Below are 20,101 nucleotides of genomic sequence, written 5' to 3' on the forward strand. Positions count from 1 at the left end.
AAATCATGGCATATGTCAGCGTACCGAAAGACTTAACGAAGGTAAAAAATAAAGTAGTATTTAACCTGACCAAAAGACAGCTGATCTGTATTGGGATTGGTGCTGCAATGGGAATTCCAAGCTATTTCCTCTTGCGTAATGTGATGGGAAACAGTAATGCGACAACGGTCATGGTGCTTTTGATGTTACCGGCATTTTTATTTGCCATGTACGAAAAAGACGGGATGCACCTAGAAGATGTTCTGATGCATATGATCCGGGTGAAGTTTCTTCGTCCACCCGTCAGAAAATATGAAACTGAAAACTATTATGAAACAGATCCGGAACAGATCAGACAGTCTCCGGATGCAGAAAAACCGAAAGGAGGAAAAACGGTTGCGAAAAAAGAAAAATAAGAAAACTGTCGCAGATACCGAATGCAAAAAAGTAGGCAGAAAAGAGAAAAAGAAAAAGGAAAGGCAGGAAGAAAAACGCAGGCAAAAAAAACTGTCCGTCCAGCAGTCGATCGCTTATAAGGAAATGGGAAAAGATGGGATCTGCAGGGTACAGGGAAAAACGTATTCTAAGTGTATTCGCTTCTATGATATCAACTACCAGCTGGCTCAGAACGAAGATAAAAATGCGATCTTTGAAAACTGGTGTGATTTTCTCAATTACTTTGATGCCAGTATCCATTTTCAGCTGAGCTTTATCAATCATAAAAGCAGCATGAAAGAATTTGAACAGGTCATCAGGATCCGTCCTCAGGATGATGCTTTTGACGATGTTCGTATGGAATATGCCAAGATGCTGAAACAGCAGCTGGCGAAAGGAAATAATGGACTGGTGAAATCAAAATATATCACCTTTTCCATCGAAGCAGATAATATCCGGGAAGCAAAGCCAAAGCTAGAACGTATTGAGTCGGATATCCTGAACAACTTCAAGATCCTTGGAGTTCCGGCTTATCCATTGAATGGAGTGGAAAGACTGCAGATTTTATATGAAACTTTCAATCCGGATATCATGACAGACTTTCAGTTTGATTATGGTTCCATGATCCGTACCGGACTCAATACCAAGGATTATGTGGCACCGACCAGTTTTGTATTCAAGGACAGAAATACATTCCGCATGGGAAATACCATCGGGCTGTCTCCTATCTGCAGATCCTGGCGCCGGAGCTTACGGATAAGATGCTGGCAGAATTTCTGGATATTGATAAGAACCTGATCGTCAACCTGCATGTGCAGTCGGTGGATCAGATGAAGGCAATCAAGCTGGTAAAAAGCAAAGTGACGGATATCAATCGTATGAAAATCGAAGAACAGAAAAAAGCAGTCCGGGCCGGATATGATATGGATATTATCCCATCGGATCTGAACACGTATGGCGGAGAAGCGAAAAGGCTTCTGGAAGACCTGCAGTCACGAAATGAGCGTATGTTCCTTGTAACAGCGCTCTTTTTAAATACCGCAAAGACAAAACAGGCACTGGATAATGCCATCTTCCAGACTGCCGGTATCGCACAAAAATATAACTGTGTACTGAAACGTCTGGATTATCAGCAGGAAGAAGGATTGATGAGCAGTGTTCCGCTGGGAGTAAATCATATCCCAATCAAGCGGGCTCTTACGACTACCAGTACAGCAATCTTTGTTCCATTTACGACACAGGAACTTTTTATGGCAGGAGAATCCTTATATTACGGATTGAATGCACTCAGTAACAACATGATCATGGTGGATCGTAAAAAGCTGAAAAACCCGAATGGATTGATCCTTGGTACGCCTGGATCCGGTAAATCCTTTGCAGCAAAAAGAGAGATTACCAACGCTTTCTTTGTCACGAAGGATGACATTATCATCGGAGATCCGGAGGGTGAGTATTATCACTGGTCCATGCACTTGGCGGACAGGTGGTACACATCTCACCAACCAGTAAGGATTATATCAATCCGATGGATATCAATATGGATTATTCCGATGATGACAATCCACTTGGTGTAAAATCCGATTTTGTCCTGTCCTTATGTGAGCTGATCATGGGAAGCAGGGATGGTATTGAAGCAGAGGAAAAATCAGTGATCGACCGTTGTCTTCCACTGGTGTATCAGAAGTACTTTGCAGATCCAAAACCGGAAAATATGCCGGTCCTTGGTGACCTGTATGATTGCCTCAGAAAGCAGAAAGAACCCCAGGCCCAGAGAATTGCAACAGCACTGGAAATCTATGTAAATGGATCACTGAAAGTATTCAACCATAGAACCAATGTGGAACTGAATAACCGTATTGTCTGCTTTGATATTAAGGAACTTGGAAAACAGCTGAAGAAAATCGGAATGCTCATCGTCCAGGATCAGGTATGGAACAGAGTTACAATCAACCGTGGCATCAAATCTACCAGGTACTATATCGATGAATTCCACCTTCTGCTCAAAGAAGAACAGACAGCAGCTTATTCCGTAGAAATCTGGAAGAGATTCAGAAAATGGGGAGGCGTACCGACTGGAATCACACAGAATATCAAAGATCTTCTTGCCAGCAGGGAAATTGAAAATATCTTTGAGAACAGTGATTTTATCCTGATGCTGAACCAGGCGGCAGGTGACAGACAGATCCTCGCAAAACAGCTGAATATTTCCCCATATCAGTTGTCTTATGTGACGAATTCCGGGGAAGGAGAAGGACTTCTTTTCTATGGAACAACAATTATTCCATTTAAGGACAAGTTCGATAAGACCTTGAAGCTGTACAGTTTGATGACTACAAAACCGGAAGAAGTTGAAAAACGAGAGAAAGAAATGGAGGCGGAAAAACATGAAGGAAATCGATAAGATCCGAATCAGGCAGTGGAACCAGGATAATCCTTACATTCAGATGAAAAATCTGGAAAATGCACAGCCTGGATACCGTGTTCATACAGTCAATGATGATCATCATCTGTATGAACTTCCGCTGGAAACACAGAATATTATCCTTGACTGGGTATTCTGGAATTTTTATCCGGCACAGAAAATCTATCCGCATCTTACCAGTGATGATCTGAAAGAAGTTTTGTATAAACGTACCCAGATCCATCTGCACAACAATCAGTTCAAGGAGGCTATGCTGATCAATGGTTTCTGGCCGAGAGATCCGAGTGAATTGAACTGGGTATTTCATATTCAGGCGAGCTCTCCGGCAATCAGGACACAGGCAGATGGTTATCCTGGTATCCCGATTATAGGACGCCAGGAACTGAATGAGTACAGAAAGAAAAGTTGTGCCAGGAGGTGATGACCTATAGCTGGAAAAGAATTTAAAGGCAAAGATAAAAAGGTCGCAAAGATGACTAGAGATGGTCTGACAGAAGAAAATCTCCATGATGGTAGTGTAAAAGATATCAGTCACAGGAGCCGTGGGCGACCGGAAACTAAAGAAGAATTTGTTCCTGAACGGGAACGGAAAAAGGCTGAGAATGAAGATTCAAAATCGGGAAAAGGTAAACGACTGCAGATGGAAAAGATCCGGAAATCTTCTGTCCGGCAGGAAGCTGTTGAGAATACAGTTGAAGTTACACCGGAAGAAAAAGTATCCGGATATCGAAAGAAACTGCATCGCCATGAAAAAATCCCGGATGATGATAACACTCTGAACAGCCAAAAGAAATCCATTCGGAAGAAACAGCTGCAAAAACAGATGACCAAAGAACAGGCAAAAGCCGGAAGATTATCCTTTGATGATGAAGGAAATCAGATGGTGAAAGGTGCTGGCATGAAACCGGGAGGGACAGCCGGGAAATACATTGCCACACAAGCTGTTATATCTGGTATGAAAGCAGTCTCTTCCGAAGAGGAAGAAACAGATGAAAATGCAGGTGTGGAAAGTGCCAGACTTGCAGAGCGTGAAACAGAAGCTGCGTTACGTGGTCTGCGTCATGCTCAGATCCGCAGCAAACGAACGGATGTGAAAACCCATCGCAGAGGTTATCGTGAGGCTACTGTAGAAAAGAAACTGAAATTTGGTTCTGCAGAAAGTATGGAAGGAGTCAAACATGCAGAATCGGTAAAGAACGCTGAGCAAAAGAGACATTTCTATAACCGCTTCTTTCAGAAAAAACGATATAAGGATGCATACCGGGCAGCCAGAGCCGGAAAATCCGTTGGCAGTCTAGGTGGAGCAACAACCATTGCCGGTGTCGAGAACATGACGGTAAAAGCAAAGATTGCCTTGAAAGAGATTATAAAGCGTAATCGTGCCATGTTCGCAGGCATCGGTATTTTTGCGCTTCTTTTTCTAGTCATTTCAGTATCTCTGGGGAGCTGCAGTGCTTCTATCGAAGGAGCCGGATCTGTGATTGGTATTACAACGTATCCAAGTTCAGACGAGGATATCTATGCTGCCGAAAACAGATATGCTGCTTTGGAAAGTGCCTTGAACCAGCAGATTAATGAGATGGAACGAAGACATCCGAATTATGACGAGTATCAGTACAACATTGCTGAGATTGGTCATAATCCATACCATCTTATCTCGTATCTTACCGCAAAATATGGGGACTGGACGTACTCAGATGTTGAAAACGAGCTGCAATCTCTTTTTGAAGCACAATATCATCTGAATACAGAAGGTCGAACAGAAACGGTGACAGAAACCAGAAATGTTCGAGTCGGAGAATCATTAGGACAGGTAGTGACCAGCGGATATTGTAACTGTCGAATCTGTTGTGGCGTATGGTCCGGAGGTCCAACTGCCAGTGGGGCATATCCTACTGCAAACCATACCATTGCTGTAGATGCATCCAATCCATTTGTGCCGATCGGAACTAAGGTAGTAATGAATGGTGTGGAATACACGGTTGAGGATACCGGAGCCTTTGCACGATATGGTGTGCAGTTTGACGTTTACTATGATAACCATGCTGCCGCTTCTGCTCATGGACATCAGACCTGGGAAGCCTATATCGCAGATGACAATGGCAGTCAGGAAGTAACGGTTACCAGTACAAGCACTAAGAAGATTCTATATGTGACACTGACAAATGGAAGCTTTGATGCTGTGGCAAGAGCCAATCTGAATGCGGAGCAGCTGATCATCTACAATGCATTAAATACGACCTATGGAAACAGAAATTATCTGTGGGATGTAAACAATGTGACCAGTGGAGCAGGCGGTAATGGAATGAGTTATGAGATTCCACCGGAAGCACTGCAGGATGAAGAATTCGCTCGGATGATTCGAGAAGCAGAAAAATATCTGGGAGTACCTTATGTATGGGGCGGTTACTCTCCGTCCGGATTTGACTGCTCAGGTTTCGTATCTTATGTCATTAACCACTGTGGTAATGGCTGGAACTATGGACGATTGACCGCGGATGGATTAAGAGGCGTATGTACTTATGTATCACCGCAAGAAGCAAAACCAGGAGATTTGATCTTCTTCCAGGGAACGTATAACACATCTGGTGCAAGCCATGTGGGTATCTATGTCGGTAATAATATGATGATCCATTGCGGGGATCCGATCCATTACTCAAATATCAGCACATCCTACTGGCAGCAACACTTCATGTGCTTTGGAAGACTGCCATAAAGGGGTGAACGAAGGGAGGTGAAAGTTTGAATAAAAAGATTAAAAAATATCTGGATGAGATTGCCAAGACAGAGAAAAAGATTGCGGATCTGCAGCAATATCTTAGGGGTGTCCAGGCTGCATTAAAGCAGGAAGAGGACAATGAGATGATCAGGTGCATCCGTGGTATGAAGATGGAGAATGGTCAGTTGTATGATCTTTTGGATGGTATCCAGAATGGAACAGTTAAATTTCAGGTAAGCAGGGAGTCTGACGAAGAAGGTTCAGGCACCTTTGTATTCACAGAAGAAAATAAGGAGGAATATCAGAATGGTGAAATGGAAGAAAATGAATAAGAAAATGGCAGGACTGCTGTTAGGAGTCATGATGCTTTTTACTGCATCAACCACAGCATTTGCCTATGTGGATGAATCAGCAGAGGCATCCAAAGTAGAGACAACTCAGACAGATCAATCAACAGACAAAGAAGAGAAAAAGGATGAGGCGGCAAGTACAAATGAGGTGCTGCCGGAAGATGGAACAGATAAAGGAACTGCATTTACGACACCTGGCAATGGTGAAGTCAAGGATGACATTACCGACGATTCCACAAAGGAGTTTCTTACAGTTACAACGAAGAATAATAATACTTTCTATATCGTGATCGACCGCAGTGCCACATCCCAGAATGTCTATATGTTATCCCAGATTGATGAAAATGATCTTTCAGAGTTTCTGGATAAAGACAGCACTGCTACTGTCGTAACACCACAGCAAGATACATCAAAGGTTGTGCTGGATGAAACAAATAATGAGGATGTAGACAAGGAAGCTACCGTTGATCCGGAGAAAACAGCATCTACCAAAACCAATATGGGTGCAATGGCAACAATCCTGATCCTGGCTCTCGGCGGTGTAGCAGCATACTACTACTTCAAGATCTATAAGCCAAAGAAAGAGGAAGACGAGGATGATCAGCCGGAAGGGTTGGAAACAGGTGGACTGGAAGAAATTCCGGATGAGGAAGAGTCTGAAGACGAAGATTTTGAAGAAAATGAAAAATAAATAAACTTTTTTAGCGGAGGGGGCTGTAAAACATGCTCTCTCCGTTTCGTTATATGAAGGAGGTTATACATCATGTATTTAGTAATTGCAGAAAAACCAAGTGTATCAAGAGCAATCGCAGAAGTGATTGGAGCACAGGAACGAGAAGACGGATATTTAAGAGGAACCGACTGTATGGTCAGCTGGTGCTTCGGACATCTGGTCGAGTATGTTTCACCGGATGTCTACGATGAGAAATTTAGCCAGTGGAGATATGAAGATCTCCCGATCATCCCGAAAGACTGGAAAGTTACAGTCTCAGAAGATAAGAAAGATCAGTTCTATATCTTAAAAAGACTGCTCAACAGTCCGGAAATTGAATACGTCGTAAATGCCTGTGATGCCGGACGTGAAGGAGAATTAATCTTCAAACATGTCTATGACTTATCCGGAAGTAAAAAGCCGGTGAAACGATTATGGATCAGTTCTCTGGAAGATTCCGCAATCCTTGATGGAATGCAGCATCTGAGATCCGCAGAGGAATACCGACATCTGGCCGAAGCTGCTGTATGCCGTTCTCAGGCTGACTGGCTGGTAGGAATGAATGCAACCAGAGCTTACACCACAAAGTACTTCAAAAAGCTGACCGTTGGAAGGGTTCAGACACCGACACTTGCTATGTTGGTGGAACGTGCCGGACAGATCAGCAATTTCCAGAAAGAAAAGTATTTCAATGTGGAACTCGATTGTGATGGAATTCCGGCTGTAAAGCCAAAAATCTTTGATCCGGATGAGGCGGAACAGTTAAGAAGTAGATGCCAGGGAAGTGAAGCTATTGTCACAGCAGTAAAAGAAACGGAAAAGAAAGTAAAAGCACCAAAGCTTTATGATCTGACCACACTGCAGAGAGAAGCAAACCGTATCTACGGAATGACAGCCAAACAGACACTGGATACCGCTCAGAGCCTGTATGAAAAGAAACTGATCACTTATCCAAGAACGGACAGCCAGTATCTGACCGAAGATATGGAGCAGACCGCAAGAAATGTGGTTCGTCAGATTTATGAGAAATATCAACTGACAGGTCCGTTTGATCAGCCGGAGCAGCCAGATGTGAAGAAAGTCATGAATAACAGTAAAGTGACAGATCACCATGCAATCATCCCAACGATGGAGCTTGCATCCTGTCATCTGGGTGAACTGAAATCCTGGGAAGAAAAGATACTGTTTCTAATCGCAGTCCATGCAGTCATGGCAATGAGTAAGGATCACATTTACCAGGAGACAGAGATTGAAGTGGAATGCCAGGAAGAAATCTTCAAAGCAAAAGGAAAAATTGTCCTGCAGGACGGATGGAAACTCTTTGAAAACTGCTTCAAAAATAAGGATCGCATGGCAATCGTAGATCCGGATCAGGAAATGAAAGAGAGGATGCCGAAAGTAACCCAGGGACAGACTTTCTATGCTGTAGCTGCAGAAAAGACAGAACATTTTACATCGCCACCAAAACCATACAGCGAAGATACTCTCCTTGCGGCAATGGAAACAGCTGGAAATAAGGAATTCGATGAAGATACGGAAAAGAAAGGATTAGGAACTCCGGCAACAAGAGCCGGTATCATCGAGAAACTGATCTATTCCCAATATGCCACCCGAAAAGGAAAACAGATTCTTCCAACAGATGATGGAAAAGTCCTTGTGGAGATCCTGCCAGACTTTCTGAAATCTGCAAGTATGACTGCAGAATGGGAAAATCAGCTGCTCTTGATGGAGCATGGAGAGATTGCACCGGAACAGTTTATGACCGGGATCAAAAACATGCTGACCATGATGCTGAATGGATGCGATGCGATTTCCGAAGAAGAAACAAGAAGATTTCAGACCAGAGAAAGCATTGGAACATGTCCGGTATGTGGAAGCCTGGTATATGAAAGCAAAACCAACTTCTATTGTAGCAACCATGATTGTCACTTTGCTCTCTGGAAAGATAACCGCTATCTGCAGAGCATGGAAAAAACCATGGATAAAAAGATGGCTGCAGAACTTCTGAAAAGTGGATGTGTGCATGTAAAAGACCTGTATTCTAGAAAGAAGAATATGTACTTTGAGGCAGATCTTCACATGGATACAGATGAAACCGGAAAGGTGAATTTTTCTTTATCCTTTCCCAAAAAGAAACCAAAAAACAAAAGCAAAAAGAAATAAGAAAACAGATTAGAGGAGGAAACGAAGAATGAATTTTAATGAATTTGTAAGTGAAGTAAAGGACAATATCAGACTCTTTTTACCGAAGGATTATGAGAATGCAGAAGTATCAACGATGGAGTGTCAGAAACTGAACCGTGCCTATACGGGGCTGATGGTGAGAAAAGAAGGTGAGATGCTTACCCCGACGATCAATCTTAACCAGCTGTATGAAGCATATAAAGCACAGCCTGGCGTAACAATGGAAACTGTATGCAGAAAGATTGCAGATATAGTTATTGAGGCACCGATACAGGTTGATCTGAAATCCATTTTAAATTATGAAGACGTGAAGGACAAGCTGTTTATCCGTGTATCATCAGCCGAAGCAAATAAGGAAGTCCTCGAAAATGCGCCGCATCAGCTGAAGGAAGACCTCGCAATAACCTATCATGTGGCAGTAGGCAAGGATCAGGATGGATTAAGTTCCATGTTTATCAAGAATGATCTGCTTGAACAGTATGGAATATCGGCAGAACAGCTTCATGAAGACGCGATGAAAAGTTCACCGCATGTCATGATCCCGGAGGTATCAAGTATAGGTGCACTGATAGATGAAATGTACCAGAAAAATATTCTCATGCTGACACCGGATGAACGTGAAATGCTGCAGGAAACATTGCAGGAATCAAGCGAGATGCCGACATTCTTTGTTGTTACGAATACAGACAGAATTGATGGAGCCGGTGTGATCTTTTATCCGGAATTCATGGATAGCATGGGGGAACTTCTTGGAAATGATTTCTTCATTTTGCCATCATCCATCCATGAAATGCTGGTCTTGCCAGATGACGGGCAAGTGGATGCAGAAATGTTAAGAGATATGGTAAAAGAAGTCAATGCCACTCAGGTAGCCCCTGCAGAACGCCTTACCAATGATGTATATCACTTTGATACAAAGGATCATGTCTTTGAAAAGGCAGATAGATTCACAGAACGTCAGAAAGAAAAAGAAGCGCAGGCTGCAAAAACAGAGAAAGCAGGAAAAGAACAGCCGGATCAGAAACCGAAAACAAAGAAGCACGATATGGAACTCTAATAAAAAATAATCATCTCGTCAACTAATAAAAAGCCCTGCGGCATAAACACAATGTCGTGGGGCGTTTTTGGAAAGGAGTATTATGACAGAACAAAATAAAACTACTACTATTCCACTGCCGGTCCAGGGAAAAGATATGGACAGCATTATGCAGTCACTGGAATCCGGTGTGGAAGAACTTTTTACAAGTAACCGCTATCAGGAATTTCTTAAAACCATGGCAAAGTTTCACAATTATTCCTTTAATAATACAATGCTGATCGCCATGCAACGACCGGATGCCACACTTGTTACCAGCTACAAAAACTGGCAGTCCATGGGTAGACAGGTCATGAAAGGGGAAAAAGGAATTACAATCATTGCACCGGCACCATATAAGAAAATGAAGGAAAAAGAGGTTCTGGATGAAAATCAGCGACCGATCATGGGAACTGATGGAAAACCTAAGACTGAACAGGTGGAAGTTACAGTTCCGCATTTTAAAGCAGTTACGGTATTTGATATTGCTCAGACATCCGGAGAACCGATCCAGACACTGGCACCAGAATTACTGACTGCAGCTGTACAGGATTTTGATTCTTTCATGCAGGCTATTCAGAAAATATCCCCAGTGCCGATTCGATTCGATGAGATCGATGGCAATGCCAATGGATATTATCACAATGCAGACAAGGAAATCGTGATCAAAAAAGGGCTCAGTGAAAGTCAGACCTTAAAGACTGCTATTCATGAAACCGCCCATGCTAAACTGCATGACAAGGAAATCATGGAAAGCCTGGGTGTAGAAAAAGACCGTCTGACAAAAGAGGTTGAAGCAGAATCCATTGCTTACTGTGTGTGTTCTTCCTTGGGTTTGGATACATCGGATTACAGTTTTCCTTATATTGCAGGTTGGAGCAGCAGCCGGGAAATGAAGGAAATGAAAGCATCTATGGATGTGATCCGCAAGACAGCCGGTGAAATGATCGATCAGCTTACAGAAGAACTGGAAATCATTCTTGAAGAAAAACAAAAAACAGAATTACATGAAAAATACGGCATTCTGGTAGATGCACTGGAAGCAGCCGGATACCGCTATGATTATCGGGAAAGCGAACCGGGACATATTGTACTGGCACCGGATGGGACACATGAAATTGCTGGGTATTTGCAGTTTGAATCATGGGGAGATATCAAAGATTGGCTGGAAGATACGATTGCAGAAGGGACGGATATTTCGGAAAGAGTTAATCGGGCTTTGTATCCATTTAAGTTTGATTATACCCTAGAGGAAGAAATGTTCAGAGGTAATGGTGACCGCTATGCAATTTACCATGTGGATGAAGGCACACCGGGAAAACAACATTTATTTATGAATATGGCAATGGTCAAAGAAGATGGCATTACAATCGATGCAGCAAATTATAAATGTGTCTATTCTGGCAGATTACATGAAAATGAAAAGCTGGATGATTTGTACGCCATATTCAACGATAATCCACCGGCAGATTATAAAGCACATTCTATGTCGGTCAGTGATGTGATCATTACAAATCGTGAAGGTAATATGCAGGCATATTACGTGGATCGATTTGGATTTGCAGAACTTCCAGACTTTACAGTCCAAAGAGAAAAAATACTCGATATTGTCCCGGAAATAGAAAATGTGGATTATGAAAATGATCTTACATGTATCAGCTTTTATGCGGCTGAATGTACTGAATTTCCTGTAATGGGTGAAGTACATTATGACCTGACATTACCAGAAGCCTTGGAAGCTTATGAGAAAATCCCATCAGAACGTATGCATGGACTGAAATGTGTTGGCTTTGATCTGAAAGACGGAAGTGATTATGAAGGAATGCAGAGTCTGATGATTGAAGGAAAAATACAGAAAGAATTTTTAAATTCGATTCCTGGATTTAGAGAAAATTCTTATGTGCAAAATGCAATCAGTCGTGTGGAAAAGTACTTGGAAGAAAGACATCCAAATGTGGAAAATCCTCTGGAATCCAATAAGAAAGTGGATAACGAAAAAAATATAAGCGAAGAAAAAAACGAGAAGGAGCTGAATATACAGATGAAACCAATACCGAAAAAGAAAAGGGGGGAAATGAGCCTATGAGAAATGTAAACCTGGAAGAAAACGAACTGACTATTACTGCTATCTTCCAGCAGCACACAAAGGAAGAAACAATCCAAACACTGAAAGAAGCTTTGGAAGTTTTGGAACAGGAAGAAAGTGATACTGAGAATGATGAAATGATGGAGATCATCAATTCTACAGTTGGAAAATTACAGCAGATCGAAGACAAATACTACTATTCTCTGGATCTGAATTATTATCTGAATAACTTGGAGGACGATGCCTATGAAGCTTAATCAATTTGCAGTCTACCGAGTAGATCAGCAGACAGCAGGAAAAGCACTGTGGCATCTGCCATATCAAGAAGCAAGACAGCAGAATGTGTCGATTACTGTCGAAAATTACCGATTAGTCTCGATTCATGAAATGCAGGAAAATGAAAAAGTCGCTGACATCTGGAAACGGATGAAAAAGCAATGCGAAGTCAGTGACGTGCTCGTATTGAACAAGAACGGAGAAATCAGTTGCTACTATGTAGATGAAAACTATCCACAGTATCTGGCCGGATTCATTCGTATCAACACATCCGGAGCACTGATCACTATGGAAACTGAGAATTATCAGATTGATGGAAAAAAAGGAAACTGGATTGCGACAGACACCATCATCATCAATGGAAAGCAGTTTTATCTGATGGAGCATCAGGTATACCGGGATCAGGCGCAGGGGGTTATCCTAGATGCCTATGGAAAAATGGTTGTCGAAGAATGCGAGAAATTTGACGAAAAGACAAAACAAAAGATCCATGATTACATCCAACAGCAGGTACCGCTAAATCCAGTCGAACAGCTAAAACACAATGGCAAAATGCGTCTGGAACATTACCAGAAGTTCTACCAGAACGGCACTTATGAACGGAGCCGAGAATCCGGTACCGAAGCCAATTATGATATGGTGGACGGTCTGGTGAATAATCAGAAGAAGAATCAGGAAAAGACCTCTGATGCTAGCAGCAACAATCAGACCTCCCGAAATCAACAGGATGGAAAACCTAAGAAACGAAGATCTGTGATCAAACGACTCCATCAAAAACAGATTGCTATTGCTCGCCGGTCCGGAAAGCCGATACCAAAGTACCTGGATCAGGAAATGGAAAGAAAGCGGGGGTAGAATATGCGAAGGTTAAAGTGTGAAAAAGAAACGATTATTCTGACCAATGAAGATGATGGATTCTATGATGTGTATACCTTCAATCAGAGTCTGCAGAAACGGTTACGGTCCTTTGCTGAGAAGTATCCGGAGGATTGCTGGTTGAAAGGGGCTTCGGAGGATGGCAGTGAAACGTATATGATCAGAAAAGGACGGTTGTCATTGAATCTAAGACCACCCTATTCCAAGGATAGGATTCATAAAGCGACAGAACGAATTATTGAAGAACAGAAAGAACAATCGAAGGATTCATAGAATGCGATTTAAGAGAAAAAAGCCTCATGACCATGAGGAAAAATGAAAGTGAAATACGTTAGCTGATAAAGTGTATAGGCTCAAAAGGGAAAGTGCCCTTTTGGGCCTTTTTAATGTTTTTTATTTGAAATAGTTCTAAAGAACAAGTTGACAATCTGTAGATTCTGTATGTTTTAAAGATCAATCGTTATACTAATTTTAGACCGAATTATCGTTCTAAAGGAGGTGTCACAATGGATTTAAAGGCGGTTGGTCAGAGAATAAAAGCTGCAAGGGAAGCTAAGAATCTTACACAAGAAGAATTGGCAGCACTGGTAAACTTAAGTCCAACTCATGTAAGTGTTATAGAGAGAGGACTGAAAGTAACAAAACTTGATACCTTTATTGCGATTGCAAATGCATTAGATGTTTCGGCAGATACACTATTGATTGATGTTGTGACACATTCGGTTACTGGTGTTACGAATGAATTATCTGAAATGATAGAGAAACTACCGAAAGAAAAGCAACAGAGAATTATCAATGCAGTGAGAGCATTGGTGGAATAAATACGTGAATAAGAAGATGGAAGGGCTTATTGCTCTTCTTTTTTTATTTGGTTTAACGTGAAATAATATGATATAGTAGTTCTAAAGACTTATATATAACTCTAAGGAACTTAATAAAATGAAGAAAAAAAAATATAACACTTGTATTTGTTGCTATCGTTTTTTCGATTATTGTTGGAATGATAATTGGGAAAAGCTTATTAAAGTATAAAGAAGGTGAGCCAGATGTAGTTGGCAGTTTTTCTATGAATAGAGATGAGAATCTTACAGTAGTTGCTAACAGAAAAAACATTTCTGATAAAGAAGCATTTGCAAGACTGCTTTTAAAAATGTACAAAGAGAATTCATTTCATTCAATAAAATTTTCTACAGATCATGGATATGCAACCAGCCTTGATATGACCGTATATTCTTGGAAAGAAGATATCGAAAATGGAAAATCCATTATGCAGATAGAATTTAGACCGATTGAATATGGAAAAGATTATGATATTGTTCATAATCCGGATAAATATGTGCTTTTTATCGATGGAACAGAAATAAAATGAAATATGTAGATATGCAGATAAAGCGCAGAAAAAGAGGATTGCTCAACACAGGTTATTTTCAATTATTACCCCTAAAATGATAAAAGAGAGGCAGCGGATAATCCGTTGCCTCATTACAGTATACGACACTTAATCTAGTTCCGGCCCTAACTCATATCTCCAATACTCCGCCGCCTCATACTCCCTGGGTTCTGAGAGTACCGGTACGGTAAAGAGTTCAACCGGAACACCGAGTGTTGATGCGAAGAGCTTCATAAGATCCTCTTTCGGTGTTCGGACATCGCTTTCGTACTGAGCAATCCGGACATCAGCACAGCTGTCGGGAAATCCAACAGCCATGCCAAGTTCTTTCTGGGTGAGATGATTTTTCTGTCTTAAGTGTTTTAATTTTCTTCCAAATGTAATCATAGTATTATTCTCCTGTGCTTCCGAATGCCCCGGTTCCTCGTTCTTCGCCAAGATCCAGAACAAAATCTGCGATCACGACTGGCGTGATTACCAGCTGACCGACGCGTGTATCTTTATGAATGGTCTGAGAAGATGTGCTCACGTTGCTGATAATGGCATGAATCTCACCGCGATAACCGGAGTCAATCGGTGGAAGTTCGCATACCAGTCCTTTTGCTGCCATGCTGCTTCGAGGAAAGACATATCCGGCAAATCCATCCGGGATGATGAGACCGAATCCAAGTGGAATCCTAGCAACCTCGCCTGGTTGTAATGAGCAATCATAAGGCATGAATACATCAGCACCGGCATCATTTTCATGTGGCCGGAATGGATGATGATTTGCTTTCAGACCAAAGTCAATCAGTTTAATCTTTATGGCTGCTCACCTCCTTCCTGATGAGCAATGGATAATCTTCTTTTAAGATATCAGCAGGAGTCCAAAGTTTTGAAATAGGATTCTGGCAGGACATCTGTTTTTCCATACAGCTTCCTCTCTGACAGAATGAACCGGTCAGATCCGGTGCAAAAAGGATTGGGCTTAATTTGTACAATCTTTGCCAGATCTGTAGCATCACAATCCTTGTTTCATCCGTATTTCTTCGGCAGGTTCTTTGGCCAATCATATGCTTCCACTGGTAAGGTGTCGCGCTGATGATCAGTACGTTTCGAAGTCCCTGAGGTGTGGCATATCCGGCTGAATCATGATCAATGCCTAAGGCACAAAGCTCTGCATAATGATCCAGATCTGACTGACAGCTTTTCTTGTAAATATCCTGGATTTCTTTATCTGCTTTCATGATTCCATATGGAATAGCAAATGCAGCATGACCGGAATAATTGCTGTACTGCAGAGATGCACTCATGTACTTTACTTCGTTCTGATGTCTTGTGATTTGTGCCAGGAAGCGTCTGCTTGCACCAACAACAGCTACGGTAATGACCATGAATTTCTGCACGGTTGGATGCGGAAGCCCTGCAATGTTTTCTACAGTCTTCTGACTGTAGGATTGACGGTAAAGATCCATCAGATCTGCCATGTTCTGGATCGTATGACCGTGTTGTGTGAGTCTGGCAGCAAAGACCATATTCTGTTCTGCTTCCCGGATTCCATAGCAGTTTAAGATAGCTGTTTCAATGTGATCCATAGGCCTGTTCCTCCTTTACCAGAGCTTTTAAAAGGATCAGATAATTGATGCAGTCTGTGATTTTTTCATCCCACTGTTCCATGTCAAAATGTAACAGAGTGGAATAACACATATCGTAAAGGGATACGACATGTTTCGACATCATACCGGCCAGTGCTGCTTTTGGATCGCAGTTTTGTAAAGCGGCAGCAATCTTGAATGCACTGAGGCGGTCAATATTGTCACCGGTATATTCTTTCTTTTTATGTGCCAGAATATCGGCACACTTTCTCATCTGAAGTTCAAATACAATATTAAATTCTTCTTGTGTCATGTGATAGTTCCTCCTTTGTTTTGTGATGGTTATCTTTCGAGATCCTTGGTTTTTGATCTTACTGGTTCCGGAATCTGCATCTGAAGAATGAAATCAACATTCTGATCGGCAGTATCCAGATCTTTTAATTTTTCTTTCAAGCTGCTTATTGCTTCTTCTTCGGAAGCTATCTGCTGTTGCAGTTTTTCTTTTTGTAAAGTCAAGGTTTTTAGGCTTGTCATCTTTCCATCCTGATAAAAGGATTTCAACCAATCTCTGGCTTCTTCATATTTCTGAATTTCCTTGGCATGTTCTTTCCGGTACTTCCCTTTGTACTTAGCTTTTGAAAACTGGGAATAAACTTCCTTATTCGCATAGTACTGACCGGTATAACGGATCTGATCGTTGAGGATCCTTAGATCGGACCGATGCTGAGCAACCTGTGTCTGCATTTCTTTTAGTTCCTGCTTTGCTGCAAGCAGTGTATTTTTCAAATCTGACTGCGTATCAAATCCATGCTCCTGCACATAGATAATGGTATTTGCCATTTGCTGCAGGTTAGAAAGTTTTACCCGATGAGCATAAGCCGGGCTCTGCATTGCTTTCACATTTGTCTGGAGATTTACAACCAGGCGAAGGTGAGATCTGACGTAGAGAATGGTCAATGGATCCTTGCGTAAGAAGGTCTGTTCCAGGTGTTCTTTTCCATATCGTGTTCCCAGTGCACGTTCAGTAATCCGCTTCTGTCGATCAGGATGAAGATAGCTGTATCTGCCCCGATGATCAATCACAGAGATCTGAAATTGTTCCAGAAGTTTAGATTGGAATTCATCAAAACTATTGGATGTGGCAGCACATTCATCAATCGCTTTTCGTAAATATTCTTTCTGTGTAAGGAACACGGTGGATGTTGGTTTGAGACCATCTTCGATGATTTTCTGATTGATCTCATTAAGTTTTTGTTGGCCGTGTTTCTGTGCCTGATACTCTTTCTGCGTGATTTTTCTTTCAGCCGGAGCAAGAAGATCTATCTGGTGAAGTCCTTCCTGTTGGCACCGATCCATGACAGTTTTCTTAAAAGTGCTCATGAATTTATCAGTGGAACGATGCTTGTAACCGGCGGCTTCCTCATGTGGTTTATCCATATATGGCTGCCTTTCCACTGCAGTCTTTCGCACACTGTTGATAACGATGTGAGTATGGATATTTCCGGATTCATTGTGGCCATCGGTGTGAGTAACTACCAGTGCCTGATATCCGGGAAACATCTGCTTTGCAAGTTCCAAACTGATTGCCTGTGCTCTCTTTCCGGTAAGACCGTTTTCTGTAACATCGGCTGGATCGTAGCTGATAATGTAGTGATGACTTTTGATGTCTTCACGTTTCTTATTCTTATGAAAATGAGCATTTGTCAGTTCGCATTCTTTGTCAAAAGACATCGGATCACAGTTCAGTCCATCCATATAAAACTCTTTTCGCAGGATGCTTCGTCCGGATTCATTTACAATCTTTTTCCCGGTTTTTTCATCATGTTCAAACAGAAGATAATTGATAGCAGCCGAGTAATTTGCATTTCTGCTTTTAATGTGTTTTACGATTGCCATTCATACCACCTGCCAGTTTCAGTACCTCTTTTCTCAATAGGAATAAGTCCGTGATACACTGATGGATTTCGTTTTCTATAGCACGTGACTGACTGCCACCACTGTTAAAATGCTTGGCGATCTGATTGAGATTCGATCCAATCTTTCCATATTCACTGACCAGTTTTCTGAGATCGTTCATGTCTGCAACAACTTCAATCTGATGATTGATTTGCTTCTCAAGCAGAAGTTTTCTCAGATATTCAGATCGTGAGATTGAAAAACAAGTAGCTCCTTGATCCAGCAAATTGAGTTCGACATCTGTCAGTCGTACTGCAACAAAATGTCTGTGATTTAGTTCTTTATCTTTGTTTTTTGTTCTCATACTCCTCCTTCCGTTGCTACTATTCCTCCCACTGGGAGTCCACGTATTTCAATATCGGCTGTCCCTTCCGATATTAGAAATAGTGCTGTGAACACCTTTAGGTGGAACCAACAGACAAGTGAAACGTCTGTTATGAAGAGGGTATGGGGAGATCCCCATCAAGATAAAACCCATAGGAGAACAGGATGCCAAGCGGCAATACTGTTAAACACGGGTGGATCTTGCTCTGTATGTGTACCCTTCTATATAACGAAACGCTCAGAGGCTGTTTTACAGTGGGGGAAAAGAAAAAATATCAAAAAAATGATGATTAATGGTGAGCTTGTGATAGAATGAAAAAAGAGAAAAGCATAAAGAATGTAGTTGTGGAGAAATTTGTTATGATTAGAAAGTTGCTGAACGGAGATATCGATAGAGTTGCTGACATATGGTTAAAGACAAATCTGAAAGCACATTATTTTATTTCCAATCAATACTGGAAAAGTAATTATGAATTAGTAAAAGAAATGATGTCACAATACGAAGTTTATGTGTTTGAAGCAGATAAAATGACACAAGGATTTGTAGGACTAAATGATAAATATATAGAAGGTATTTTTGTCTCCGATGAAATGCAGTCATGTGGCATAGGTAAGCTTTTATTAGATTATGTTAAGGATAAAAAAGTTAGCTTACGGTTAAATGTATACCAGAAGAATGCCAGAGCAATTTCTTTTTACCAAAGAGAAGGGTTCATTATTCAATGTGAAGGCTTGGATGAAGCTACTGGTGAAAAAGAGTACACTATGCTATGGAAACGAAAATAGAAATCGGAATTTGTGGAGGAAACAAACATGGAAGATAATAAATCAATGACTGTCAAGAAAACGGTAAAATCAGGAATAACTTTTGGAAGTGCATTAGCTATGGTTATTAGTTATACAACGTGGAAGTCTGTCGGCTGGGCGATTTTTCATGGATTACTTAGTTGGGTGTATGTCATATATTTCCTTTTGCGCTATTAAATTAGAATTTAACGCTTGAAAAAAGGAGAAATAAACATGGCAAAGAAAGAAGAAAGATTTGAAGTTACATTTAGAGACGGAAGTCAGCTTAAGGATGAAGGAGTTCGCCAAATCCTTGTAGATAAGGAGACTGGGGTTAACTATCTTTGTTGGAAATCTGGATATGGAGCGGCTATTACACCTCTTCTGGATTCAGAAGGAAAAGTCATAGTTACAAAGTAAAATCGAAAGTTGTAGTAAAGGAGGTTTACAATGGGGTTTTGGATTTTTATGTTGATTATGGATTTGCTTCTTCCATTTACGATGATTGGTTTTGGAAGATATTTTATGAAAAAGGCTCCAAAGAAAATAAATTCAGTATTTGGATATCGGAGCTCGATGTCTATGAAGAACAAAGACACATGGGAATTTGCTCATAAATATTGTGGTAAAGTTTGGTATGTCTGTGGAATGGTTATGTTGCCGATAACAGTAATATTCATGCTTTTAGTAATTGGAAAAAATGAAGATTGTGTTGGGAGTATAGGAGGAATTATCTGTGGTGTTCAACTTATTCCTTTAATTGGATCTATTCTCCCAACAGAAATAGCATTAAAAAAGAATTTTGATAAGAATGGAACAAGACGATAAATTCCAGTTTTTGAAACTGAGAAATTGGTATTTTAAGAGGAGGGACGATAAATTCCAGTTTTTGAAACTGAGAAATTGGTATTTTAAGAGGAGGTATGTATTATGAATATAGGATTTTGGTCATGTATA

General features: G+C 41.1%; 23 protein-coding genes and 1 pseudogene. 18 read left to right on the plus strand and 6 right to left on the minus strand.

The features are described from left to right. Positions 1-5: 5 nt before the first annotated feature. From DW059_RS10625 to DW059_RS10690, 14 genes and pseudogenes are all read left to right on the plus strand, one after another. Positions 6-395, plus strand: coding sequence for a PrgI family protein (locus DW059_RS10625; protein WP_117698763.1), 390 nt, complete (start codon positions 6-8; stop codon positions 393-395). Beyond that, positions 346-2,815: pseudogene (locus DW059_RS10630) on the plus strand (VirB4-like conjugal transfer ATPase, CD1110 family). Before DW059_RS10625 ends, DW059_RS10630 begins: the two are co-directional and overlap by 50 nt. After that, positions 2,799-3,257 carry a hypothetical protein gene (locus tag DW059_RS10635; RefSeq protein ID WP_003864573.1) on the plus strand — a complete coding sequence of 153 codons (459 nt, stop codon included), beginning with the start codon at positions 2,799-2,801 and terminating at the stop codon, positions 3,255-3,257. The pseudogene DW059_RS10630 and the gene DW059_RS10635 overlap by 17 nt, the downstream one beginning before the upstream one ends. A 51-nt stretch (positions 3,258-3,308) precedes the next feature. Further along, positions 3,309-5,552, plus strand: coding sequence for a C40 family peptidase (locus DW059_RS10640; RefSeq protein ID WP_117698764.1), 2,244 nt, complete (start codon positions 3,309-3,311; stop codon positions 5,550-5,552). A 26-nt stretch (positions 5,553-5,578) separates the two neighbouring features. Further along, entirely contained in the window at positions 5,579-5,887 is a 309-nt protein-coding gene (locus DW059_RS10645; RefSeq protein WP_117698765.1) for a DUF4315 family protein, read from the plus strand. Then, positions 5,862-6,596, plus strand: a complete 735-nt coding sequence (locus DW059_RS10650) for a CD1107 family mobile element protein (protein WP_117698766.1) — start codon at positions 5,862-5,864, stop codon at positions 6,594-6,596. Before DW059_RS10645 ends, DW059_RS10650 begins: the two co-directional genes overlap by 26 nt. 72 nt (positions 6,597-6,668) lie before the next feature. Then, on the plus strand, positions 6,669-8,780 hold the full coding sequence (locus DW059_RS10655; RefSeq protein ID WP_117698767.1) for a DNA topoisomerase 3: 2,112 nt from the start codon (positions 6,669-6,671) through the stop codon (positions 8,778-8,780). A 28-nt stretch (positions 8,781-8,808) separates the two neighbouring features. Next, positions 8,809-9,858 carry a DUF5688 family protein gene (locus tag DW059_RS10660; protein ID WP_117698768.1) on the plus strand — a complete coding sequence of 350 codons (1,050 nt, stop codon included), beginning with the start codon at positions 8,809-8,811 and terminating at the stop codon, positions 9,856-9,858. Between the two features lie 82 nt (positions 9,859-9,940). Beyond that, entirely contained in the window at positions 9,941-11,962 is a 2,022-nt protein-coding gene (locus DW059_RS10665) for a YodL domain-containing protein (RefSeq protein ID WP_117698769.1), read from the plus strand. Next, positions 11,959-12,219: a transposon-transfer assisting family protein gene (locus DW059_RS10670; RefSeq protein ID WP_055055570.1), complete on the plus strand. Its 261-nt coding sequence runs from the start codon at positions 11,959-11,961 to the stop codon at positions 12,217-12,219. Before DW059_RS10665 ends, DW059_RS10670 begins: the two co-directional genes overlap by 4 nt. Continuing rightward, positions 12,209-13,093, plus strand: a complete 885-nt coding sequence (locus DW059_RS10675) for a DUF4316 domain-containing protein (RefSeq protein ID WP_117528490.1) — start codon at positions 12,209-12,211, stop codon at positions 13,091-13,093. The genes DW059_RS10670 and DW059_RS10675 overlap by 11 nt, the downstream gene beginning before the upstream one ends. A gap of 3 nt (positions 13,094-13,096) precedes the next feature. After that, entirely contained in the window at positions 13,097-13,387 is a 291-nt protein-coding gene (locus DW059_RS10680) for a molecular chaperone (protein ID WP_117528489.1), read from the plus strand. Between the two features lie 233 nt (positions 13,388-13,620). Next, positions 13,621-13,935 carry a helix-turn-helix domain-containing protein gene (locus DW059_RS10685; protein ID WP_055183024.1) on the plus strand — a complete coding sequence of 105 codons (315 nt, stop codon included), beginning with the start codon at positions 13,621-13,623 and terminating at the stop codon, positions 13,933-13,935. 179 nt (positions 13,936-14,114) lie between these two features. Next, complete coding sequence (locus tag DW059_RS10690; protein ID WP_117698770.1) at positions 14,115-14,483, plus strand: hypothetical protein; 369 nt, start codon at positions 14,115-14,117, stop codon at positions 14,481-14,483. 129 nt (positions 14,484-14,612) lie between these two features. Here the strand turns inward: DW059_RS10690 and DW059_RS10695 are convergent, their stop codons facing one another. From DW059_RS10695 to DW059_RS10720, 6 genes are read right to left on the minus strand one after another with little or no spacing between them, the layout of a single operon-like run. Beyond that, positions 14,613-14,891 (minus strand): helix-turn-helix domain-containing protein, encoded by a 279-nt coding sequence (locus DW059_RS10695; protein ID WP_117529032.1) that lies wholly within the window; start codon positions 14,889-14,891, stop codon positions 14,613-14,615. A gap of 4 nt (positions 14,892-14,895) precedes the next feature. Then, positions 14,896-15,309 (minus strand): dUTP diphosphatase, encoded by a 414-nt coding sequence (locus DW059_RS10700; protein WP_117499795.1) that lies wholly within the window; start codon positions 15,307-15,309, stop codon positions 14,896-14,898. Next, on the minus strand, positions 15,299-16,078 hold the full coding sequence (locus tag DW059_RS10705; RefSeq protein ID WP_117698771.1) for an FAD-dependent thymidylate synthase: 780 nt from the start codon (positions 16,076-16,078) through the stop codon (positions 15,299-15,301). Before DW059_RS10705 ends, DW059_RS10700 begins: the two co-directional genes overlap by 11 nt. Further along, positions 16,065-16,391 carry a hypothetical protein gene (locus DW059_RS10710; RefSeq protein WP_003864545.1) on the minus strand — a complete coding sequence of 109 codons (327 nt, stop codon included), beginning with the start codon at positions 16,389-16,391 and terminating at the stop codon, positions 16,065-16,067. The genes DW059_RS10705 and DW059_RS10710 overlap by 14 nt, the downstream gene beginning before the upstream one ends. Before the next feature lie 29 nt (positions 16,392-16,420). Next, a complete protein-coding gene (locus DW059_RS10715; protein ID WP_117698772.1) occupies positions 16,421-17,974 on the minus strand; it encodes a relaxase/mobilization nuclease domain-containing protein in 1,554 nt (517 codons plus the stop codon). After that, complete coding sequence (locus DW059_RS10720; protein WP_117698773.1) at positions 17,952-18,338, minus strand: plasmid mobilization protein; 387 nt, start codon at positions 18,336-18,338, stop codon at positions 17,952-17,954. Before DW059_RS10720 ends, DW059_RS10715 begins: the two co-directional genes overlap by 23 nt. Before the next feature lie 380 nt (positions 18,339-18,718). Here DW059_RS10720 and DW059_RS10725 point away from each other — a divergent pair, with 380 nt between their 5' ends. The 4 genes from DW059_RS10725 to DW059_RS10735 are packed head-to-tail and all read left to right on the plus strand — an operon-like array spanning position 18,719 to position 19,972. Then, positions 18,719-19,144 (plus strand): GNAT family N-acetyltransferase, encoded by a 426-nt coding sequence (locus tag DW059_RS10725; RefSeq protein ID WP_117698774.1) that lies wholly within the window; start codon positions 18,719-18,721, stop codon positions 19,142-19,144. A 27-nt stretch (positions 19,145-19,171) separates the two neighbouring features. Continuing rightward, entirely contained in the window at positions 19,172-19,342 is a 171-nt protein-coding gene (locus DW059_RS16140; protein ID WP_015535374.1) for a hypothetical protein, read from the plus strand. 36 nt (positions 19,343-19,378) lie between these two features. Beyond that, positions 19,379-19,564 carry a DUF6440 family protein gene (locus DW059_RS10730; protein ID WP_005342831.1) on the plus strand — a complete coding sequence of 62 codons (186 nt, stop codon included), beginning with the start codon at positions 19,379-19,381 and terminating at the stop codon, positions 19,562-19,564. Positions 19,565-19,594: 30 nt separating this feature from the next. Further along, on the plus strand, positions 19,595-19,972 hold the full coding sequence (locus DW059_RS10735; RefSeq protein WP_117606933.1) for an SdpI family protein: 378 nt from the start codon (positions 19,595-19,597) through the stop codon (positions 19,970-19,972). Positions 19,973-20,101: the final 129 nt, after the last annotated feature.

It is taken from the genome of Roseburia sp. AF42-8, from assembly GCF_003435965.1.
Taxonomy (GTDB): Bacteria; Bacillota; Clostridia; order Lachnospirales; family Lachnospiraceae; genus Roseburia_C; species Roseburia_C amylophila.